Here is a 17,570-nt window from a genome sequence, read left to right as displayed (position 1 = left end):
ACAACTTTTTGACTTGAGCCGGATCAAACGCAAAATTTATATTTTAACGAATCGGATTCTGTATTTAAGAACCCGATCCATTCTGTTTTTAAAAGTTTAAAAGATTATTTTAAAAAATTTAGATTCTCCCCAGGGGCCATTTCTACTGCAAACTCACCTGATCGGAAAAGTCTTGCCGTAAGTTCACCTCTTAGAAAAATATCAGAATCATAAACTTCTAACCAACTTCCTTCTCGTAATCCCAAAACAGGAATTGTACTTAGTTTGTGAAATTCGTTAATACGAGTTTCTCTAGTTTCTCCCATGTGTGTAGAGCCTTCGATAGGATCTAGATAATGAGGGTTTAGATTAAAAGAAATTAGACCTAATGTGTCAAAACTAGGCGGCAAAATGATAGGCATATCATTCGTAGTGTTTATTGTTCTTCCTCCAATATTACTTCCTGCGCTAGTTCCTAAATAAGGAGTTCCCTTTTTAATAACTTCTTTTAAAACAGGAATTAGACCTTTTTCATAAAGTTTAGTGACTAATAAAAAAGTATTGCCACCGCCTGTAAAAATAGCTTCAGCATTTTTTACTGCTTCTATTGTGTTTTCAAATTCGTGAATCCCCTTTACTGTAATTCCAATTTTAGAAAAAGCTTCTTTTACTTTTGCTGTGTACTCTTCATAACTTATTCCGCTTGGTTGTGCATACGGTATAAAAAGTATAGATCTTACTTCATTAAAATGTTTGCTTAAGGTTGGAAGTAAATATTCTAAATAACCACCGTTATATAAGGTGGATGTGCTTGCTAAAATAACTTTTTTCATCTCTTTTAATTTGATTCAAATATACAGAATTAACAAAATTTTACTATTTTATTGACTAAAATGTCCGCTATTTTTACAAAAAAAAGATGTCTAGAATTCGTGTGTTTTTATTTTTTAGTATACAGGTTGTATTTGCTCAAGAAAAACTTAGAGGAAGGTTAGAAGTAGATTTGGTAAAAAAGGACAGCTTGATTGTTGTTAATAGAACTACAGGGTAATGGGTTTATACAAGTATTATGGGAGAGTTTGAGTTGCCTGCTTGTCCGAAAGATATATTAGTAGTGACTTCCCCAAAAAATAGAGCCACTTCAGATACAGTTAAATGCAAATTCTTTTAAATCGAGTGTGTTTTTACTACATATTTCTTCTAAAATAAAAGAATTAGAAGAGGTGTATATCAAGCGATTTTCAGTCAAATCATTAGGAATTATAGGTAAAAATGAACAAGAATATACCTTTATAGAAAGAAAGTTACACACGGCAAAGGGAAGGGGTAAAAATTGTTATGGTTTAAATTCAAAGGTGTCTTTAGATGGAACTCTAAATGTGTTTTCAGGGAAAAATCAAATGTTGCAAAAAGCACTAGAAAATGAAAAATATGAATCGAATGCTTTGCAATTATTAAATAAACTAACGGAAGATTTTTTCCTTTTTACATTAAAAATTAAGAAGGAATATTTAAGGGGGTCATAGTTTTTGCATCTGAGGATTTTTTAATAGATAAAAATTTTTAAAAAAAAATCTTGTAAACTTGAGACTTCGATTGATAGAACTCGTTTTTAAATTTAATGAACGGAACATGAGTGAAAAATAAACAATAATATTTCTTTTATTTGCTGTTTTTTAATGACATTCTGATAGGGTAAAATACTCTTAGAAGAAATTGTTCAATCGGATATAGGTGTTTTAGAATCAATCTTAGTGGTAAATCAAACGACTAAAAAAGCAATCATACGATAGATGAAAGATAAATTTGTATAGAAGCAGCTCTGGCAAATACATTAGTTTTTACTTCTGTAATTCATATTTTTAAGAAGACTTTTATAAAAAAAACAGATGATTTTTTGATTTATTCTTCTGAAAATCCCAAAGTCATCAACACTCAGAAATCAAAAGGAGATGGAGTTTTGTGTTTCCTTTTACTAGATTTAGCCTGTAGATATAAAGAAATAATAGCCGTTCAAAAACAATGTTTTATAAAATGATTAAAAAAACACCATTTATTTTAATAGCCTTTTTGTTATTAAGCTCTTTTGTAGTTCACAAATTTTACGTTTCTATATACCAGATTAATTATGTGTCTGAAAAGAAAAGACTTCAGATAACAACTCGAATTTTTATAGATGATTTAAACCAAGTGTTGTCCTCTAAATACCATGTGAAAACAGCTCTAGGTGAAAAAGAAGAAAGCGAAAGAGATGTTGAATTAATGAGGAAATATTTACAGGAAACGTTTAAGATAAAAATAAATGGAAAGTTAAAACCTTTAGAACTTGTGCAAAAAGAAATAGAAGCAAATGTATTGGTTGGGTATTATAAAATAGAAAACATCACTCAATTAAAAATTCTTGAAATACAAAACAATACGTTACTAGAACTTAATGACGAGCAACAAAATATTATTCATATAAACAATAAAGGAGTGAAAAATAGCTTTTTATTTTCAGGTAATAATATAAGTGGAATGTTAAAGTATTGATAAATATTTAAAGAAATTAAAAAAAGAATTTATTTTAGCCCTCTAAGTTTTTATAATTAAAGTACGAACCAATTTGTAATAGTATAGATGAAAAAACTAACGTTTCTAGTAGTTGCATTATTCTCTATTTTTTTAGGAGTCGCTCAAGAATCAAAAAGTAGGTCTAAATCCGAAACACACACCGATCAAAGTAAGTTTCGTCAAATGTATGATTTGATGGCTACCCCCAATATGTATCGTACAGCATCAGGAGCTCCAGGTCCTGAGTACTATCAGCAGCGTGCAGACTATAAAATGGATGTTGAATTAGATGATAAAAAAGCACGTTTGTACGGAACAGAAACCATTACTTATACTAATAATGCAAAAGAATCATTAGATTATTTATGGTTGCAATTAGATCAAAACTTATTTGCAAAAACCTCTAAAACACCTTTAGTAAGGAGCGAAAAGGTAGATCCCGCTATCAGTGCCAGAGCATTTTCCCGTACTTATATGGAGGAAAAATTTGATGGAGGTTTTAAAATAGAATATGTAAAAGATGCTGTAGGACAGCCCATTTCTTATACCGTAAACGAAACCATGATGCGTATTAACCTAAAAACACCTTTGACAAAAGGGCAAAAATTTGTTTTTACAATAAAATGGTGGTATAACATAGGGAATTATATGGTAGATGGAGGACGTAGTGGTTATGAACAATTTCCAGACGGGAATAGGCTATATGTCTTGGCGCAATTCTTTCCTCGTATGGCTGTATACAATGATGTAGAAGGTTGGCAAAATATGCAATTCTGGGGACAAGGGGAGTTTGCTCTCCCTTTTGGAGACTATGAAGTAAACATAACTGTGCCAGCCGATCATATCATGGAGGCTACAGGTACTTTACAAAACAGAACAGAGGTTTTAACACCCATTCAGTTGCAACGTTATTTACAAGCAGAAAAAACTTTTGATAACCCTGTAATTATAGCCACACAAGAAGAAGCAATAGAAAGAGAAAAATCTTGGTCTGACAAAAAGAAAGTATGGCGTTTTAAAGCGGAAAATGTACGTGATTTTGGGGTATCTACTTCACGAAAATTTATTCTTGATGCTATGGCGGTTCAGCTAGGAGACAAAAAAGTAATGGCAACTTCTATCTATCCTAAGGAAGGAAATCCGTTATGGGAACAATATTCTACTAAAATCGTAGCACATACTCTAAAAAGTTATTCAGCTAAAACATTTGATTATCCTTATCCTAAAGCCGTTTCAGTTAACGCGCAAGATCAAGGGATGGAATATCCTATGATTTGTTGGAATTTTGGAAGACCAGATGAAAAAGGCAACTACTCAGATCATCTAAAATACGGTATGATGGGCGTTATAATTCATGAAGTAGGACACAATTTCTTTCCTATGATTGTCAATTCAGATGAACGTCAATGGACATGGATGGATGAAGGGTTGAATACATTTTTAGAATATTTAGCAGAAATTGAATGGGATCCTAATTTTCCAACAGATCGTGGTCCAGCTAAAATGATTGTTCCGTATATGAGTGGCGATCAAAATGGTATAGAGCCTATTATGTCTAATTCAGAAGTAATAAAACAATTCGGGAATAACGCCTATGGGAAACCAGCAACAGGGTTGAATATTTTAAGAGAAACCATTATGGGACACGAACTTTTTGATTATGCGTTTAAGACTTATGCAAATCGTTGGAAGTTTAAACACCCTACACCAGAAGATTTTTTTAGAACCATGGAAGATGCCTCAGGAGTTGATTTAGATTGGTTTTGGCGCGGTTGGTTTTATACGACAGATTATAACGATATAGGAATAAAAGAGGTCAAACAGTTTTTTGTAACGAATGATGAACCAGTAGGATTTAAAGCACAAGAAGTAACACGAAGAAATCGTTTTAGAGCTTCAGGTCCTAAGGTGTACATGGTTGAAAAAGCAAGCGGAGATTTTAAATCAGAAATGAATAAACCTTTTGAAACCAAAGAAATTAAAGCCCTAGAAGATTTTGTTAATGCAAATTTTACAACTGAAGAAAAAACTAAATTAGTAACACCTAAATATTTTTATCAAGTAACTTTTGATAAACCAGGAGGTTTAGTAATGCCATTGTTAGTTGAAATTACCTATGAAGATGGAACAATGGAAAATCATAAATTTCCCGCTCAAATTTGGTTAAAAAACGACAAGGAAGTTTCGCGTATTTTTGCGACTCAAAAAATTATTAAAAAAATAAAAGTAGATCCTAAAGAAGAAACAGCAGATATAGATGTTTCTAATAATAGTTGGCCTAAAGAAGAAATTAAATCTAAATTTGATTAAAAAAGGTGTATTCGTTTTTCTAAACTTGTCATTTTTACGTATAGTGTAGAATGACAAGTTTTTTATTTCTTTTAACGTATATTGTTTGAATTTCTATTTACCTTTGTGAAAAGTAAAAAATAATCTTATGTTCGGAATTGGCGGAGGCGAATTGATATTTATCATCTTTATTGCTTTAATGCTCTTTGGAGCAGATAAAATACCAGATGTAGCACGTACTCTAGGTAAGGGAATGGCACAGTTGAAGAATGCAACAAATGACCTCAAATCAGAAATTCAAAACAGTACTACTGGAAAAGAAATTACGCAAATGACTACTGATTTTTCGAAAGAAGTAGAAAATATAAAACAAAACGTTCAAGAACGTATAATGAAAGATGCTCCTACTCAAAATCCTCTGGATATTACAAAAGAAATAAATGAAGTAAAAGAAAATTTTGAAGATTTAACAGGTCCCATAAAACGTCAAATGTAATGTTAGAGCGCGTAATAGAATTAGATAAACAACTTTTTATTTTTTTAAACAGTCTAGGGTCTCAGCCATTTGATGGTTATTGGCTGTTTGTTACTAAACAATTTCATTGGACTCCTTTTTTTATGGCTGTCTTATATTTAGTGTATAAAAAAGTAGGCGGATGGAAACCTTTTTTATTTATTATAATAACCATTGCCTTGTTAGTTGCTGTAACAGATCAATTCACTAATTTAGTAAAAGAAACAGTTCAACGATTACGTCCTTGTAGTACGCCTGAACTAAAAGGAATCATACGAATAGTAAAAAGCAGTGAGACTTTTAGTTTCTTTTCGGGTCATGCTGCTAATTCTATGGCAAGTACCGTTTTTGTGTATTTAATACTTAAGGAAAATTATAAATATGCGTATGTACTTTTCTTATTCCCATTAATTTTTGCGTACAGTCGTATTTATTTAGGATTGCATTATCCAGGAGATATATTAACCGGTTATATAGTAGGAATTATTTTAGGAATATCTTTTAACAGGCTATACCGTACAATAAAAATAAAAATGAGCAGTAGTTTATAAAACTCTGCTCATAGTTAGTCCATCTCTTATTGGAAGTAAAACAGTTTCTACTCTAGGATCCTCTTTTAAGAGTTGGTTGTATTCTAGGAGAACTCGCGTACTTTTATCATTGGCTTTTACTTCTTCAAGTACTTTACCACTCCATAAGACATTATCGGATAAGATAACGCCTCCAGGATTCATCATAGGAATGATGAGATGAAAATAGTTGATGTAATTTTCCTTGTCAGCATCTATAAAAACCAAATCAAATGTTTTGTTTAAAGTAGGAATGATTTCCAAGGCATTGCCTAAGTGCTGTTGTATTTGGTTAGCCCATACAGATTGATCAAAGTATTTCTTTTGAAAATCATATAATTCTTCGTTGTTGTCTATGGTGTCAAGAGTGCCGTTTTTGTTAAGCCCTTCTGCCAAGCATAAAGCAGCATAGCCAGTATAAGTGCCTATTTCAAGAATAGTAGTAGGCCTAATTAATTTAGATAACATACTTAAGACACGTCCTTGAAAATGACCACTTAGCATACGTGGTTGTAATATCTTTTGATGAGTTTCTTTGTTTAAACGAGCGAGTAATTCAGGTTCGTTTTCGCTGTGATTAGCTACATAATTTTCTAAATCTTCTGAAATGAAATGCATAATTTTTTAATTGTCAAAACAGTAAACAAAATACAAAGTATTGTATAAAATCAGGTGTCCTAAAAGTTTACTGTTAAGTAATTACTTTTTAGACACCCATCAGATCTTATTTAATTAAGCCGTCTATGATTTTTTGTACAGGTTGAATAGATTTAGCATATTCTATAGTGGGACCTGCAACCCATACGGTTTTATAGGTAGCTTGAGTAGCTGCTTTTGTTACGGCATTATTTCCAATCATAAAACGAATTAATTTAGCCCATTTTTTTAAACGCTTATTGGTGTTTAGAAATCGTTCTAACCAATTTAGTTTAGTACCTATTTTTTGTACATAAGGAGTGTTGATAACGGTACAAGGTGTTCCTGAAATTTTTTCAGTCATTACAATATCTTTTGCTCCATAATCTACACAAGCTTGTTTGTATTCTTGCGATACTCCCGCTTCGGTAGAAGGAATAAAAAGACTTCCTATTGAAACACCAATAGCGCCATAACCAAGCATTTTATCTAAATCGTTTTTACATCCTACTCCACCAGCAGAAATTACAGGTAAAGAAGTATTTTCATCTAATAATTTAATTAGTTTTTCAGGGTCTACGTCACCTCTGTGTCCGCCAGCCTGATTGTTCACAGCTATAATGGCATCTGCTTTTAAACTTTCTACTTTTTTAGCAAATTTAAGATCTGTAACATCACAAAAAACCTTAACACCTGCTTTATGAGCTTCCTGTATAGTTTCTTCAGGGCTGCCTAATGAAGTAATGATAAAATCTACCTTTTCTTCGCAAAGAACTCTCAGTTGTTCTTTGTATTTTATGTTTGATTTGTTTACGATTAGGTTAAAACCAAAACTTCCCCCTTTTACTTTAGCCGCTTTTAGTTCTTGTATGGCTGCTCTAAGTTCTTCAAGTGTACGATAGTTTAAGGCAGGTATACAGCCTGCAACTCCCGCTTTCATACCTTCTATTACCATAGATGTATTAGAAACTAAAAACATAGGAGCCATTATAATAGGGTACTTTATATCCAATAATTCTGTTAATATAGTCTTTGCCATAATTGTAAATTTGACCAAATATAAGAAAAATATATATTATGCTTGCATATAAAAAAACAGCTAAAAACTTTAGAAAAGAAACTTTGTTAATACTCTATACGATTTAATATTTGAAAAATTAAGAATTATTATCTTTGCCCCATGCAAACAGAAAAAAGAGATATACGAGCGTTAAGTAAAGAAGAACTAAGAACCTTTTTTGTTTCTAATGGCGATAAAGCGTTTAGAGGGAATCAGGTTTATGAATGGTTGTGGCAAAAAAAGGCACACAAATTTGAAGATATGACAAGCCTTTCGAAAGCTACTCGAGAAATGTTAGAACAAAACTTTGTGATTCAGCATATAGAGGTAGATCAAATGCAGAGGAGTGAGGATGGAACCGTAAAAAATGCAGTTCGTTTGCATGATGGATTAGTGGTTGAATCTGTATTAATTCCTACAGAAACCCGAACAACAGCTTGTGTTTCTAGTCAAGTAGGATGCAGCTTAGATTGTAATTTTTGTGCAACGGCTCGCCTAAAGAGAATGCGCAATTTAGAGCCTGGTGAAATTTATGATCAAGTAGCCGCTATAGACTCGGAAAGTCGTTTGTATTATAATCGTCCGTTATCAAATATTGTTTTTATGGGGATGGGAGAGCCTTTAATGAACTACCCTAATGTAATGAAAGCAATTGATAAAATAACGTCTCCAGAAGGATTAGGGATGTCCCCTAAACGAATTACGGTTTCTACATCAGGGATTTCTAAAATGATAAAAAAGATGGCTGATGATGATGTAAAATTTAAACTAGCCGTTTCTTTACATTCCGCTGTTGAAGAAATCAGAAATAAAATCATGCCTTTTACTAAAAATTTTCCTCTAACTGATTTGCGAGAAGCTTTAGAATATTGGTACAAAAAAACAAAGAGTAAAGTAACTTACGAATATGTTGTTTGGAAAGGTATTAATGACGACAAACGATCAATAGAGGCTTTGGTTAAATTTTGTAAATACGTTCCTTGTAAAGTTAATTTAATAGAATACAACCCAATAGATGATGGAGCTTTTCAACAAGCATCTGAACAATCTATTAATCAATATATCAAAGCTCTAGAATCAGTTGATGTAGTGGTTAAAGTGCGTAGGAGTAGAGGAAAAGATATAGATGCAGCATGCGGCCAACTAGCGAATAAAGAAATTTAAAAAAGAGGTATGCTAAAATAATAGAACAGTACCTCTTTTTAAGTTATTTCGTTTTTTCTCTGAAAACACTTTCTAAATTTTTGTTTTTTTGCGAAAGTTGCAATGTCTTTAATCCATTAATTTGAGCAAAATCAAAAAGAACCGGTCGCATATCTTGTTCAGAATGAAAAGTTAATACCCAATAATTATCATTTTTAGTGTAGGAACTAATATTGGGTATTTGAATGAGCAGTGTTTCATTGATTTCTTTGTCAAACTCAACTTCTATTACTTGTTCATTGGTTTCGGTTATCAAATGGTCAATTTGGTTGTCCGCTACAATTTTTCCGTGATTGATAATAATAACGCGGTCACAAATAGCCTCCACTTCTTGCATGATATGAGTAGATAGAAAAACCGTTTTGTCTTTTCCAATATTTCTAATTAAATCGCGGATTTCAATGATTTGATTAGGATCCAATCCCGTTGTTGGCTCATCTAAAATAAGGACCTCTGGATTGTGTAACAAGGCGGTTGCTAAGCCTACACGTTGTCGATATCCTTTAGAAAGTTGACTGATTTTTTTATGACTTTCGGGGATTAAACCTGTAAGAGAAATTACTTCCTCTATACGAGAAGTACTTACTTTATATATATTAGCATTAAAATTCAGGTACTCGCGAACATAAAGATCTAAATATAATGGATTGTGTTCCGGTAAATAGCCTACGGATTTTTGAACATCAAGTGACTGAGTATTTACATCAAACCCGTTTACTTTAGCAGAACCTTCATCAGCGCATATATAAGTGGTTAAGATCTTCATTAAAGTAGATTTTCCAGCGCCATTAGGACCTAAAAAACCAACAATTTCGCCCTTGTTTACTTTAAATGAAACAGTATCTAATGCTTTTTGAGCACCATAACTTTTAGAAACATTTTGAATTTCTATAGACATAAATCTAAGTATTTACAGCAAAAATAAGAAAAACCCTTAAAAATAATTAAATAGTTTTCTGTTTTAAAAAAAAATAGTAGTTTTGTAAGACGAAGAAAAACGTATGAACCATTTAGTAACATTATATAACAACTTTTTTTATTACTTCTTTTGGAAAGGAGAGGGGTTGTTATGGTGTTAACTGAATAAGTTTAGATTTACAATACTATACAATCCCGAGGTACAAAACTTCGGGATTTTTTTTTATTAATTTTTATCAAAAGTATATGCGAGTTACAGTTGCTATTCAAGGTATAAAAGGATCATTTCATCAACAAGTTGCTCAGAATTATTTTGGGGAAAATATTGAAATAGTTGAGTGTGAAACTTTTAAAGAAGTAACAAAACAACTAAAAAAGGGAATGGTAGATTATGGTGTGATGGCTATAGAAAATTCGATAGCAGGGAGTTTGATTCTTAATTATGCTTTGATAGACGAAAATCAACTAAACGTATTAGGCGAATACTTTTTGAAAATAAGCCTTAATCTAATGACACTTTCTGGTCAAAAAATAGAGAATATAAAAGAGGTGCATTCACATCCTATTGCTTTATTACAATGTGCCAAATTCTTAGAAAAGAATAAACATATTAAGGTTATTGAAAGTTCAGACACGGCCATCACAGCAAAAAGAATAAGTGAAAAAAAACTAAAAGGAATAGCTGCTTTGGCGGGACCAATAGCCTCCGAAGTATATGGATTAGAAATTTTAGCTAAAGAAATACAATCAGTAGAAAGTAGTATTACCCGTTTTATGATCGTAGAAAAAATAAAAACAGATATAAAAACAGATAAGGTAAATAAAGCTTCTATTAAATTTGAACTAGATAATACCCCAGGAGGATTAGCAACCGTTTTGAATGTCATGAATAATTGTAAATTAAATTTAACAAAAATTCAATCAATGCCAATTATAGAAAAACCCTTTCAGTATTCTTTTTTTGTAGATGTTGTTTTTGAAGAATACAGTTATTTTGAAAAAGCTAAAAGTATTTTAGAATTAATGACAACACATTTTAAACTTTTGGGGGAGTATGAATCAGGAGATATGCCTTTAAATCAAAACATAGATAATCATGATTTAATTTTAATGAATGTATAATGGAAATAAAAAAAGAAAATAGAAAATGGTTGGATGATCTAAAATTAAATCATCCCCTTGTAATTGCAGGGCCTTGCAGTGCAGAAACAGAAGAACAAGTTTTAGCTGTGGCTCATGAATTAAAAAATAGTGATGTAAGTATTTTTAGAGCAGGTATATGGAAACCTCGCACCAGACCTGGAGGGTTTGAAGGAGTAGGAGAAATAGGGTTAAAGTGGTTGAAAAGAGCTAAAGAAGAAACCGGAATGCTGATTGCAACTGAAGTGGCAACTGCTCAACATGTAAAATTAGCATTAGAATATGATGTAGACCTTCTTTGGATAGGAGCTCGTACGACTGTTAATCCGTTTGCGGTTCAAGAAATAGCAGATGCACTACAAAATACAGATAAAATGGTGTTGCTTAAAAATCCAGTTAATCCTGATTTATCGCTCTGGATAGGTGGTTTAGAAAGATTATATCAAGCAGGTATAAAAAAAATAGGGGTTATTCATAGAGGTTTTTCTACTTATGAAAAAACAAAATACCGCAATAATCCAGAGTGGCAAATAGCAATTGATTTACAAAACAAATTTCCAGAACTAGTTATTATTTGTGATCCATCTCATATTACAGGAAAACGGGACATGATTCAAGATGTTTCACAGCAAGCTCTTGATATGAATTTCGACGGGCTAATGATTGAAACGCATTGTAATCCTGATCAGGCATGGAGTGATGCACCACAACAAGTAACACCTCTAACTTTAAAACAAATGTTTATTGATTTAAGAGTTCGTAAAATAGAAGAAAATTCAGATGATTATCATAAACGCATTTCTAAATTTAGAACTCAAATTGATGATTTTGACGAAAAGTTATTAGAAATTTTAAGTAAACGTATGAAAATAGTAGATCAAATAGGGTTGCTTAAAAAAGAAAAAAATGTAGCCATATTACAAAACAATCGTTGGAATGAAATTCTTGAAAAGATTATTTTGGAAGGAGCAGAAAAAGGGCTAAGTGAAGAATTTGTGCTAAAGATATTCAAAACCATACATCAAGAAAGTATTGCTCATCAAGAAAAAGTGTATAAATTATAGGATATTAGAGTGAGGATTCGTGAATTTTGATTGTTGATTTGCCTACATTTGCATGAATTTTTAATCTACATTTACTAATCCTCAATCGTTAATCTAAATGACAGGAATTGTTTATAAATCTACTGGAAGTTGGTACACGGTAAAAACCAAAGAAAATCAATTTTTAGAATGCCGTATAAAAGGGAAATTTCGTATAAAAGGAATTAAGAGTACCAATCCTCTAGCAGTAGGAGATATCGTAGATTATGAATTAGATACTTCTGCTGATCAAACGGTTGGTGTTATAACAAATATTCACGAAAGAAAAAACTATATTGTTCGTAAGTCTGTGAACCTTTCTAAGCAAACCCATATTATTGCGTCCAATATAGATGTCGTATTTTTGTTAGTTACCATTAATAATCCCATAACAACAACCAGTTTTATTGATCGTTTTCTAGTAACGGCAGAAGCCTATGGAATTGAAGCCGTTTTAGTATTCAATAAAATAGATACCTATGATGATAAAACCCTTGATGATCAATTGTATCTTCAATATATATATGCTAATATTGGCTATCAATGCTTGCGAGTTTCTGCTAAACAAAATAAAGGAATAGAAGATTTAAAAGTATTAATGAAAGATAGAGTTTCTATGTTTTCAGGACATTCAGGAGTAGGTAAATCAACGTTAGTAAATGCTTTAGAACCTACATTAAATCTAAAAACAAAAGAAATTTCAGAACAACATCAGCAGGGACAACATACCACTACTTTTGCTGAAATGTTTGATTTAGAGTTTGGAGCTAAAATTATAGATACACCTGGTATTCGAGGCTTTGGAGTAGTAGACATGGAAAAACAAGAAATAGGAGATTACTTCCCAGAATTTTTTGCTTTAAAAGAGCAGTGTAAATTTAATAATTGTTTGCATAAAGAAGAACCTCATTGTGCTGTAAAAGAAGCTTTAGATGCTGATGCAATAGCTTGGTCAAGGTATAATTCATATTTGCAAATATTAGAGGGAGATGATGAAACGTATAGAAATGATATTTATAAAAATAATGAGGAATTATACTAGATAATAAATACTCCCCTTTAGGGGTATGCCTTACAAATAATAGAATCTATCAAAATACAAGTAAATATTTTTTTTAACCGAAAGAATTATTAATAAACAATACAGTTGATAGTACATTTGTTAGGAAATAAAGAATCTGTAAACGATATTTTATTTAAAACATACATGAAAGTTGTAATTCAGCGTGTTTCAGAAGCCTCTGTAACCATAGAAAACGAAATTGTTGCAAAAATTAAGCAAGGACTTTTAATATTGGTTGGGATTCAAGATTTAGATAATCAAGAAGATTCCACCTGGTTAAGTTCAAAAATTGTAAACCTCCGGATTTTTGATGATGAGGAAGGTGTTATGAATCGTTCTATTAAAGACATTAATGGAGAAATAATTGTAGTAAGTCAATTTACATTATATGCTCAAACCAAAAAAGGAAATAGACCTAGTTATATAAAAGCGTCAAAACCTGATGTAGCCATTCCTCTCTACGAATCATTCGTTAAACAAATAGAAACCGATTTAGAAAAGCCAATTCAGACAGGAAGATTTGGAGCAGATATGAAAGTCCGCTTAGTAAATGACGGTCCTGTAACCATACTAATGGATACAAAAAACAAAGAATAATTAATAAAAAAAATATTTATAAACGATATCCTATTTATAAAATATTTAGAAGAAATAATTCAAGGCTTCATGAATTTCTACAATTGAAATAAATACTTATTTCAATTGTATCTTAAAACCATTTATGTTTTTCTTTAATACTTAAAAAATGTAATTATGAATATAAAAAACGCCCAGCAAGAAGTAGATAATTGGATTAAAAATCACGGGGTACGTTATTTTAACGAATTAACGAATATGGCTCAGCTTACAGAAGAGGTAGGAGAAGTAGCCAGAATTATAGCGCGCAGATATGGAGAACAGTCAGAAAAAGAAAGCGATAAAAATAAAGACTTAGGCGAAGAATTAGCAGATGTTGTATTTGTTGTTTTATGTTTAGCCAATCAAACAGGGGTTGACTTGCAAACGGCTTTTGATAAAAAAATGGATCTAAAAACAAAACGAGATCACGATCGTCACCATAACAACGAAAAATTGAAATAGTATAGGGTTTTAAGTTACCTATACTTCATAGCTTGTATATATATCAATAAGAAAGGCCGTTGAAAAAGCAATACAAGAAAAACGATAGATCTACATTTTACCATCTGAATACTAAGAATAAAGATTTGAACAGTGGAAATAAAACTTCAAAAATCAGTTGTAAATAATGAACAACAGCCCATTAAAATAACAGGTAGCAAATCAGAAACCAATAGGTTATTACTATTACAAGCGCTGTATCCAAATATTGTGGTAGAAAATATTTCCAATTCGGACGATTCAGAGGTAATGCAAAAAGCTTTAAACGGTTCTTTTGAAGGGGTGGTAGACGTGCATCATGCTGGAACAGCTATGCGTTTTTTAACTGCCTTTTTTGCCATTCAAGAAGGAAAAGAAATAATACTAACGGGGTCTTCTCGTATGAAAGAGCGACCTATTAAAATTTTAGTAGAAGCTTTACAACAACTAGGTGTTGAAATTTTATATTTAGAAAACGAAGGTTTTCCGCCTATTAAAATTAAAGGAAAAAAAATAACCCAAAATAAAGTAATATTGCCCGCCCATGTAAGCAGTCAGTATATATCTGCTTTGCTCTTAATTGCTCCAACATTAGAGAAAGGATTAGAGCTAACGTTAGAAGGACAGATTACTTCTATTCCGTATATCCAAATGACTTTATCATTGTTAAACGAAATGGGAGTCCAAACATCTTTTGAAGAAAATAACATTACAGTCAATCCGAAATCCGAAATCCAAAATCCAAAATTTACAGTTGAGTCTGATTGGAGTTCTGCATCTTATTGGTATTCTATTGTAGCACTTTCGGAATTAGGTACACAAATAACGCTTTGTAGTTACAAAAAAAATAGCTTACAAGGAGATGCCGTTCTGGCAGAAATTTATCAGTATTTTGGTGTCGAAACTATTTTTAATAACAATACAATAATATTAAAAAAAAGAACACCTCATTCAGAATTTATAACTTATAACCTGAATACTTGCCCAGATATAGCCCAAACAATTGCGGTAACCTGTTTGGGCCTTGGAATAGGATGTGATTTGTATGGTTTGCATACCCTAAAGATTAAAGAAACAGACCGTTTAGAAGCCTTGAAATTAGAGTTCACTAAATTAGGTGCTGAAGTAATGGTTACTGCCGAATCATTACATTTAAAACCTTCCACGTTTATTAATCAAAATATCAGCATAAAAACCTATCAAGATCACAGAATGGCAATGGCTTTTGCCCCGCTTGCACTTCAAGTACCTATTACAATAGAAAATGCTGAGGTAGTAAGTAAATCATATCCTTATTTTTGGAAAGATCTACAAACGGTAGGTTTTGTTTATACGAAAGTACTATGAGATAAGCGATGTAAGTAGAAAAAATAAAAACACCCTCAAGGTACGCTACGCCTTTATGTAGAAAAGTTACAGGGTTTTTGGTTCCCAATATTTTAGAGCAAGATAAGGAAGCTTAAGGATTTTAGCGGTATATAAAGCCTACGATAAATAGAATTAAGAAAGATTCCTTTTTAAAAGAGTATGGGGACTTTATGAGTGTAAAGAATGCAAATCTTTTCTGTTGATAAAATTTTTATTTATAATAGAGTTCTAAAAGAAAAGGAAATAAATTTAATTAAAGATCAGCATCAAAACGCATTAAATTATACGGACTTATCTCGTCCGAATTTAATAAAAAAGATCTAAAAAAGACACTTTATTCGAATCCCGTTAATCCAAATTTAAATACAGATATTGAAAATGAAAAAATTATACTTTTAATCGTAGCTGTTTTTGGGGAAGCTTACAATACCAAGCAAATAGACATGGCGGATCTTAAAGAAGGAATATAAAAGCTAAGAATAGAAGATATAAAGCGAAAGAGTCACGATAATACCAATCATTAAAAAACAAACATTTCTTATACAAATCCTTTGAGAGAAGGGGAAAAAAAGGAATAAAAAAATAAATCCTAATTTACTTGACAACCCCTCTTTTGCAATTGTATATTTGTACCCTTGATTTTCAGAAGACTTCTGGAATTTAATTTCTAAAATCTAACATAAAGTATGAAGTTATCCAATTTCAATTTTAATTTACCAGCTGAATTATTAGCTGAATACCCTGCGGAAAATCGTGATGAATCTCGTTTAATGGTAGTACACCGTAAAACAGGTGAAATTGAACACAAATTATTCAAAGATATCATTGAATATTTTGATGAAGGGGATGTAATGGTTGTAAACAATACTAAGGTATTCCCTGCACGTCTTTATGGAAATAAAGAAAAAACAGGAGCTCGTATTGAGGTATTCTTATTAAGAGAGTTAAATGCAGAACAACGTTTATGGGATGTATTGGTAGATCCAGCTCGTAAAATTCGTATTGGTAACAAACTATACTTTGGTGATGACGATTCATTAGTAGCTGAGGTAATTGATAATACAACTTCTCGTGGGAGAACATTGCGTTTCTTGTACGACGGTTCTTATGAAGAATTCCGCCAAAAATTAGTAGATTTAGGAGAAACACCAATTCCTAAATATATTAATCGTGAAGTAACCGAAGAAGACGCGGAACGTTATCAAACTATTTATGCTAAAGAAGAAGGAGCCGTTGCAGCACCCACTGCTGGTTTGCATTTTTCAAAGCACTTAATGAAGCGTTTGGAAATAAAAGGTATTAATTTTGCTGAGGTAACTCTACACGTAGGTTTAGGGACTTTTAATCCTGTTGAAGTAGAAGATTTATCAAAACATAAAATGGATTCAGAGGAAGTCTTAATTTCAGACGAAGCTTGTGAAACCGTTAATAAAGCTAAATTAAATAAAAAAAGGGTATGTGCTATAGGAACTACTACCATGCGCGCTATGGAAAGTTCTGTTTCCTCTAATAAAACATTAAACTCGTACCAAGGATGGACTAATAAATTTATTTTTCCTCCTTATGATTTTTCCGTTGCAGATTGCATGGTTACCAATTTTCATACACCTAAATCAACTTTGTTAATGATGATCTCAGCTTTTTGTGGTCATGATCTTATGATGAAGGCTTATAAAGAAGCAGTAGAACAAAAATACCGATTCTATTCATACGGTGATGCGATGTTAATTTTATAATACATCCTTATAATTATAAAGGGTTATCTAAAAAACAAAAAATCTGATTAAAACATATTATTTAAGTAAATAATTTGAAAACAGATGCAATTAGGTTTAAAAAAATGTAATTTTTAGATAACTCTTTTCTATTTAATTACATAATTACTTCAAAAAAACGGAGCCAATTACAGTTCTAAAAAACAATACCATTTAAACTTTGAATTTTCTTTTTAAAAATAGTACATCTATAAAAGCAACAAAAATTAGTGTTGGTTCTCGATGCGCTTCGCGCTCGAACTAACGATGATTTGGATTATATACTCAACCGTCTGTTCGAGTTGTTTTTAAAATGAAAAAAACGTATCGAGAACTTTACTTTT

General features: G+C 31.6%; 17 protein-coding genes. 13 read left to right on the top strand and 4 right to left on the bottom strand.

Annotated features, from left to right (window positions below):
* Positions 1–104: 104 nt before the first annotated feature.
* Positions 105–812: a dipeptidase PepE gene (gene pepE, locus B0A78_RS08550; protein WP_014164792.1), complete on the bottom strand. Its 708-nt coding sequence runs from the start codon at positions 810–812 to the stop codon at positions 105–107.
* 345 nt (positions 813–1,157) lie between these two features.
* Here pepE and B0A78_RS08545 point away from each other — a divergent pair, with 345 nt between their 5' ends.
* The 5 genes from B0A78_RS08545 to B0A78_RS08525 all read left to right on the top strand — a co-directional run bounded on the left by B0A78_RS08545 (position 1,158) and on the right by B0A78_RS08525 (position 5,886).
* Positions 1,158–1,505, top strand: a complete 348-nt coding sequence (locus tag B0A78_RS08545; protein ID WP_014164794.1) for a hypothetical protein — start codon at positions 1,158–1,160, stop codon at positions 1,503–1,505.
* Between the two features lie 508 nt (positions 1,506–2,013).
* Positions 2,014–2,511: a DUF6702 family protein gene (locus B0A78_RS08540; RefSeq protein WP_225556133.1), complete on the top strand. Its 498-nt coding sequence runs from the start codon at positions 2,014–2,016 to the stop codon at positions 2,509–2,511.
* 87 nt (positions 2,512–2,598) lie between these two features.
* Positions 2,599–4,842, top strand: a complete 2,244-nt coding sequence (locus B0A78_RS08535) for a M1 family metallopeptidase (RefSeq protein ID WP_014164796.1) — start codon at positions 2,599–2,601, stop codon at positions 4,840–4,842.
* Between the two features lie 127 nt (positions 4,843–4,969).
* Positions 4,970–5,317, top strand: coding sequence for a Sec-independent protein translocase subunit TatA/TatB (locus tag B0A78_RS08530; RefSeq protein WP_014164797.1), 348 nt, complete (start codon positions 4,970–4,972; stop codon positions 5,315–5,317).
* Positions 5,317–5,886 (top strand): phosphatase PAP2 family protein, encoded by a 570-nt coding sequence (locus tag B0A78_RS08525; protein ID WP_014164798.1) that lies wholly within the window; start codon positions 5,317–5,319, stop codon positions 5,884–5,886. The genes B0A78_RS08530 and B0A78_RS08525 overlap by 1 nt, the downstream gene beginning before the upstream one ends.
* Here the strand turns inward: B0A78_RS08525 and B0A78_RS08520 are convergent.
* Together B0A78_RS08520 and B0A78_RS08515 are read right to left on the bottom strand one after the other, a co-directional pair.
* Positions 5,881–6,522 carry an O-methyltransferase gene (locus B0A78_RS08520; RefSeq protein ID WP_014164799.1) on the bottom strand — a complete coding sequence of 214 codons (642 nt, stop codon included), beginning with the start codon at positions 6,520–6,522 and terminating at the stop codon, positions 5,881–5,883. The genes B0A78_RS08525 and B0A78_RS08520 overlap by 6 nt on opposite strands.
* Positions 6,523–6,628: 106 nt before the next feature.
* Complete coding sequence (locus B0A78_RS08515; RefSeq protein WP_014164800.1) at positions 6,629–7,579, bottom strand: NAD(P)H-dependent flavin oxidoreductase; 951 nt, start codon at positions 7,577–7,579, stop codon at positions 6,629–6,631.
* A 141-nt stretch (positions 7,580–7,720) separates the two neighbouring features.
* On the opposite strand from B0A78_RS08515, the gene rlmN reads away from it, so the two are divergent.
* On the top strand, positions 7,721–8,764 hold the full coding sequence (gene rlmN, locus B0A78_RS08510) for a 23S rRNA (adenine(2503)-C(2))-methyltransferase RlmN (RefSeq protein ID WP_014164801.1): 1,044 nt from the start codon (positions 7,721–7,723) through the stop codon (positions 8,762–8,764).
* A 43-nt stretch (positions 8,765–8,807) separates the two neighbouring features.
* On the opposite strand, the gene gldA is transcribed toward rlmN, so the two are convergent.
* The gene (gene gldA / locus B0A78_RS08505) at positions 8,808–9,701 is read right to left on the bottom strand and encodes a gliding motility-associated ABC transporter ATP-binding subunit GldA (RefSeq protein WP_065213740.1); all 894 of its coding nucleotides are present in this window, start codon (positions 9,699–9,701) and stop codon (positions 8,808–8,810) included.
* 266 nt (positions 9,702–9,967) lie between these two features.
* Between gldA and B0A78_RS08500 the strand changes: the two genes are divergently transcribed.
* From B0A78_RS08500 to queA, 7 genes are all read left to right on the top strand, one after another.
* Complete coding sequence (locus B0A78_RS08500) at positions 9,968–10,843, top strand: prephenate dehydratase (RefSeq protein ID WP_097609576.1); 876 nt, start codon at positions 9,968–9,970, stop codon at positions 10,841–10,843.
* On the top strand, positions 10,843–11,925 hold the full coding sequence (locus B0A78_RS08495; RefSeq protein WP_014164804.1) for a bifunctional 3-deoxy-7-phosphoheptulonate synthase/chorismate mutase type II: 1,083 nt from the start codon (positions 10,843–10,845) through the stop codon (positions 11,923–11,925). Before B0A78_RS08500 ends, B0A78_RS08495 begins: the two co-directional genes overlap by 1 nt.
* 97 nt (positions 11,926–12,022) lie before the next feature.
* Positions 12,023–12,985 carry a ribosome small subunit-dependent GTPase A gene (gene rsgA / locus B0A78_RS08490; protein ID WP_077225441.1) on the top strand — a complete coding sequence of 321 codons (963 nt, stop codon included), beginning with the start codon at positions 12,023–12,025 and terminating at the stop codon, positions 12,983–12,985.
* A 165-nt stretch (positions 12,986–13,150) separates the two neighbouring features.
* Positions 13,151–13,603 (top strand): D-aminoacyl-tRNA deacylase, encoded by a 453-nt coding sequence (gene dtd / locus B0A78_RS08485; protein ID WP_014164806.1) that lies wholly within the window; start codon positions 13,151–13,153, stop codon positions 13,601–13,603.
* A gap of 156 nt (positions 13,604–13,759) precedes the next feature.
* A complete protein-coding gene (locus B0A78_RS08480) occupies positions 13,760–14,086 on the top strand; it encodes a nucleotide pyrophosphohydrolase (protein ID WP_014164807.1) in 327 nt (108 codons plus the stop codon).
* 132 nt (positions 14,087–14,218) lie between these two features.
* Complete coding sequence (locus tag B0A78_RS08475; protein WP_014164808.1) at positions 14,219–15,451, top strand: 3-phosphoshikimate 1-carboxyvinyltransferase; 1,233 nt, start codon at positions 14,219–14,221, stop codon at positions 15,449–15,451.
* A 707-nt stretch (positions 15,452–16,158) separates the two neighbouring features.
* Positions 16,159–17,208 carry a tRNA preQ1(34) S-adenosylmethionine ribosyltransferase-isomerase QueA gene (gene queA / locus B0A78_RS08470; RefSeq protein ID WP_014164809.1) on the top strand — a complete coding sequence of 350 codons (1,050 nt, stop codon included), beginning with the start codon at positions 16,159–16,161 and terminating at the stop codon, positions 17,206–17,208.
* Positions 17,209–17,570 lie beyond the last annotated feature (362 nt).

The organism is Flavobacterium columnare NBRC 100251 = ATCC 23463, assembly GCF_002530675.1.
Classification (GTDB): Bacteria; Bacteroidota; Bacteroidia; order Flavobacteriales; family Flavobacteriaceae; genus Flavobacterium; species Flavobacterium columnare.
Note: the sequence above shows the minus strand (reverse complement) of the source record. Positions and strands in the feature narration are given on the sequence as shown.

What these genes read in the sequence shown, in the direction of transcription:
- rlmN (WP_014164801.1), top strand. Translation starts at nt 7,721, where the DNA reads ATGCAAACAGAAAAAAGAGATATACGAGCGTTAAGTAAAGAAGAACTA.
- gldA (WP_065213740.1), bottom strand. Translation starts at nt 9,701, where the DNA reads ATGTCTATAGAAATTCAAAATGTTTCTAAAAGTTATGGTGCTCAAAAA.
- B0A78_RS08520 (WP_014164799.1), bottom strand. Translation starts at nt 6,522, where the DNA reads ATGCATTTCATTTCAGAAGATTTAGAAAATTATGTAGCTAATCACAGC.
- B0A78_RS08500 (WP_097609576.1), top strand. Translation starts at nt 9,968, where the DNA reads ATGCGAGTTACAGTTGCTATTCAAGGTATAAAAGGATCATTTCATCAA.
- B0A78_RS08535 (WP_014164796.1), top strand. Translation starts at nt 2,599, where the DNA reads ATGAAAAAACTAACGTTTCTAGTAGTTGCATTATTCTCTATTTTTTTA.
- B0A78_RS08515 (WP_014164800.1), bottom strand. Translation starts at nt 7,579, where the DNA reads ATGGCAAAGACTATATTAACAGAATTATTGGATATAAAGTACCCTATT.
- dtd (WP_014164806.1), top strand. Translation starts at nt 13,151, where the DNA reads ATGAAAGTTGTAATTCAGCGTGTTTCAGAAGCCTCTGTAACCATAGAA.
- B0A78_RS08480 (WP_014164807.1), top strand. Translation starts at nt 13,760, where the DNA reads ATGAATATAAAAAACGCCCAGCAAGAAGTAGATAATTGGATTAAAAAT.
- rsgA (WP_077225441.1), top strand. Translation starts at nt 12,023, where the DNA reads ATGACAGGAATTGTTTATAAATCTACTGGAAGTTGGTACACGGTAAAA.
- B0A78_RS08540 (WP_225556133.1), top strand. Translation starts at nt 2,014, where the DNA reads ATGATTAAAAAAACACCATTTATTTTAATAGCCTTTTTGTTATTAAGC.
- pepE (WP_014164792.1), bottom strand. Translation starts at nt 812, where the DNA reads ATGAAAAAAGTTATTTTAGCAAGCACATCCACCTTATATAACGGTGGT.
- queA (WP_014164809.1), top strand. Translation starts at nt 16,159, where the DNA reads ATGAAGTTATCCAATTTCAATTTTAATTTACCAGCTGAATTATTAGCT.
- B0A78_RS08525 (WP_014164798.1), top strand. Translation starts at nt 5,317, where the DNA reads ATGTTAGAGCGCGTAATAGAATTAGATAAACAACTTTTTATTTTTTTA.
- B0A78_RS08530 (WP_014164797.1), top strand. Translation starts at nt 4,970, where the DNA reads ATGTTCGGAATTGGCGGAGGCGAATTGATATTTATCATCTTTATTGCT.
- B0A78_RS08495 (WP_014164804.1), top strand. Translation starts at nt 10,843, where the DNA reads ATGGAAATAAAAAAAGAAAATAGAAAATGGTTGGATGATCTAAAATTA.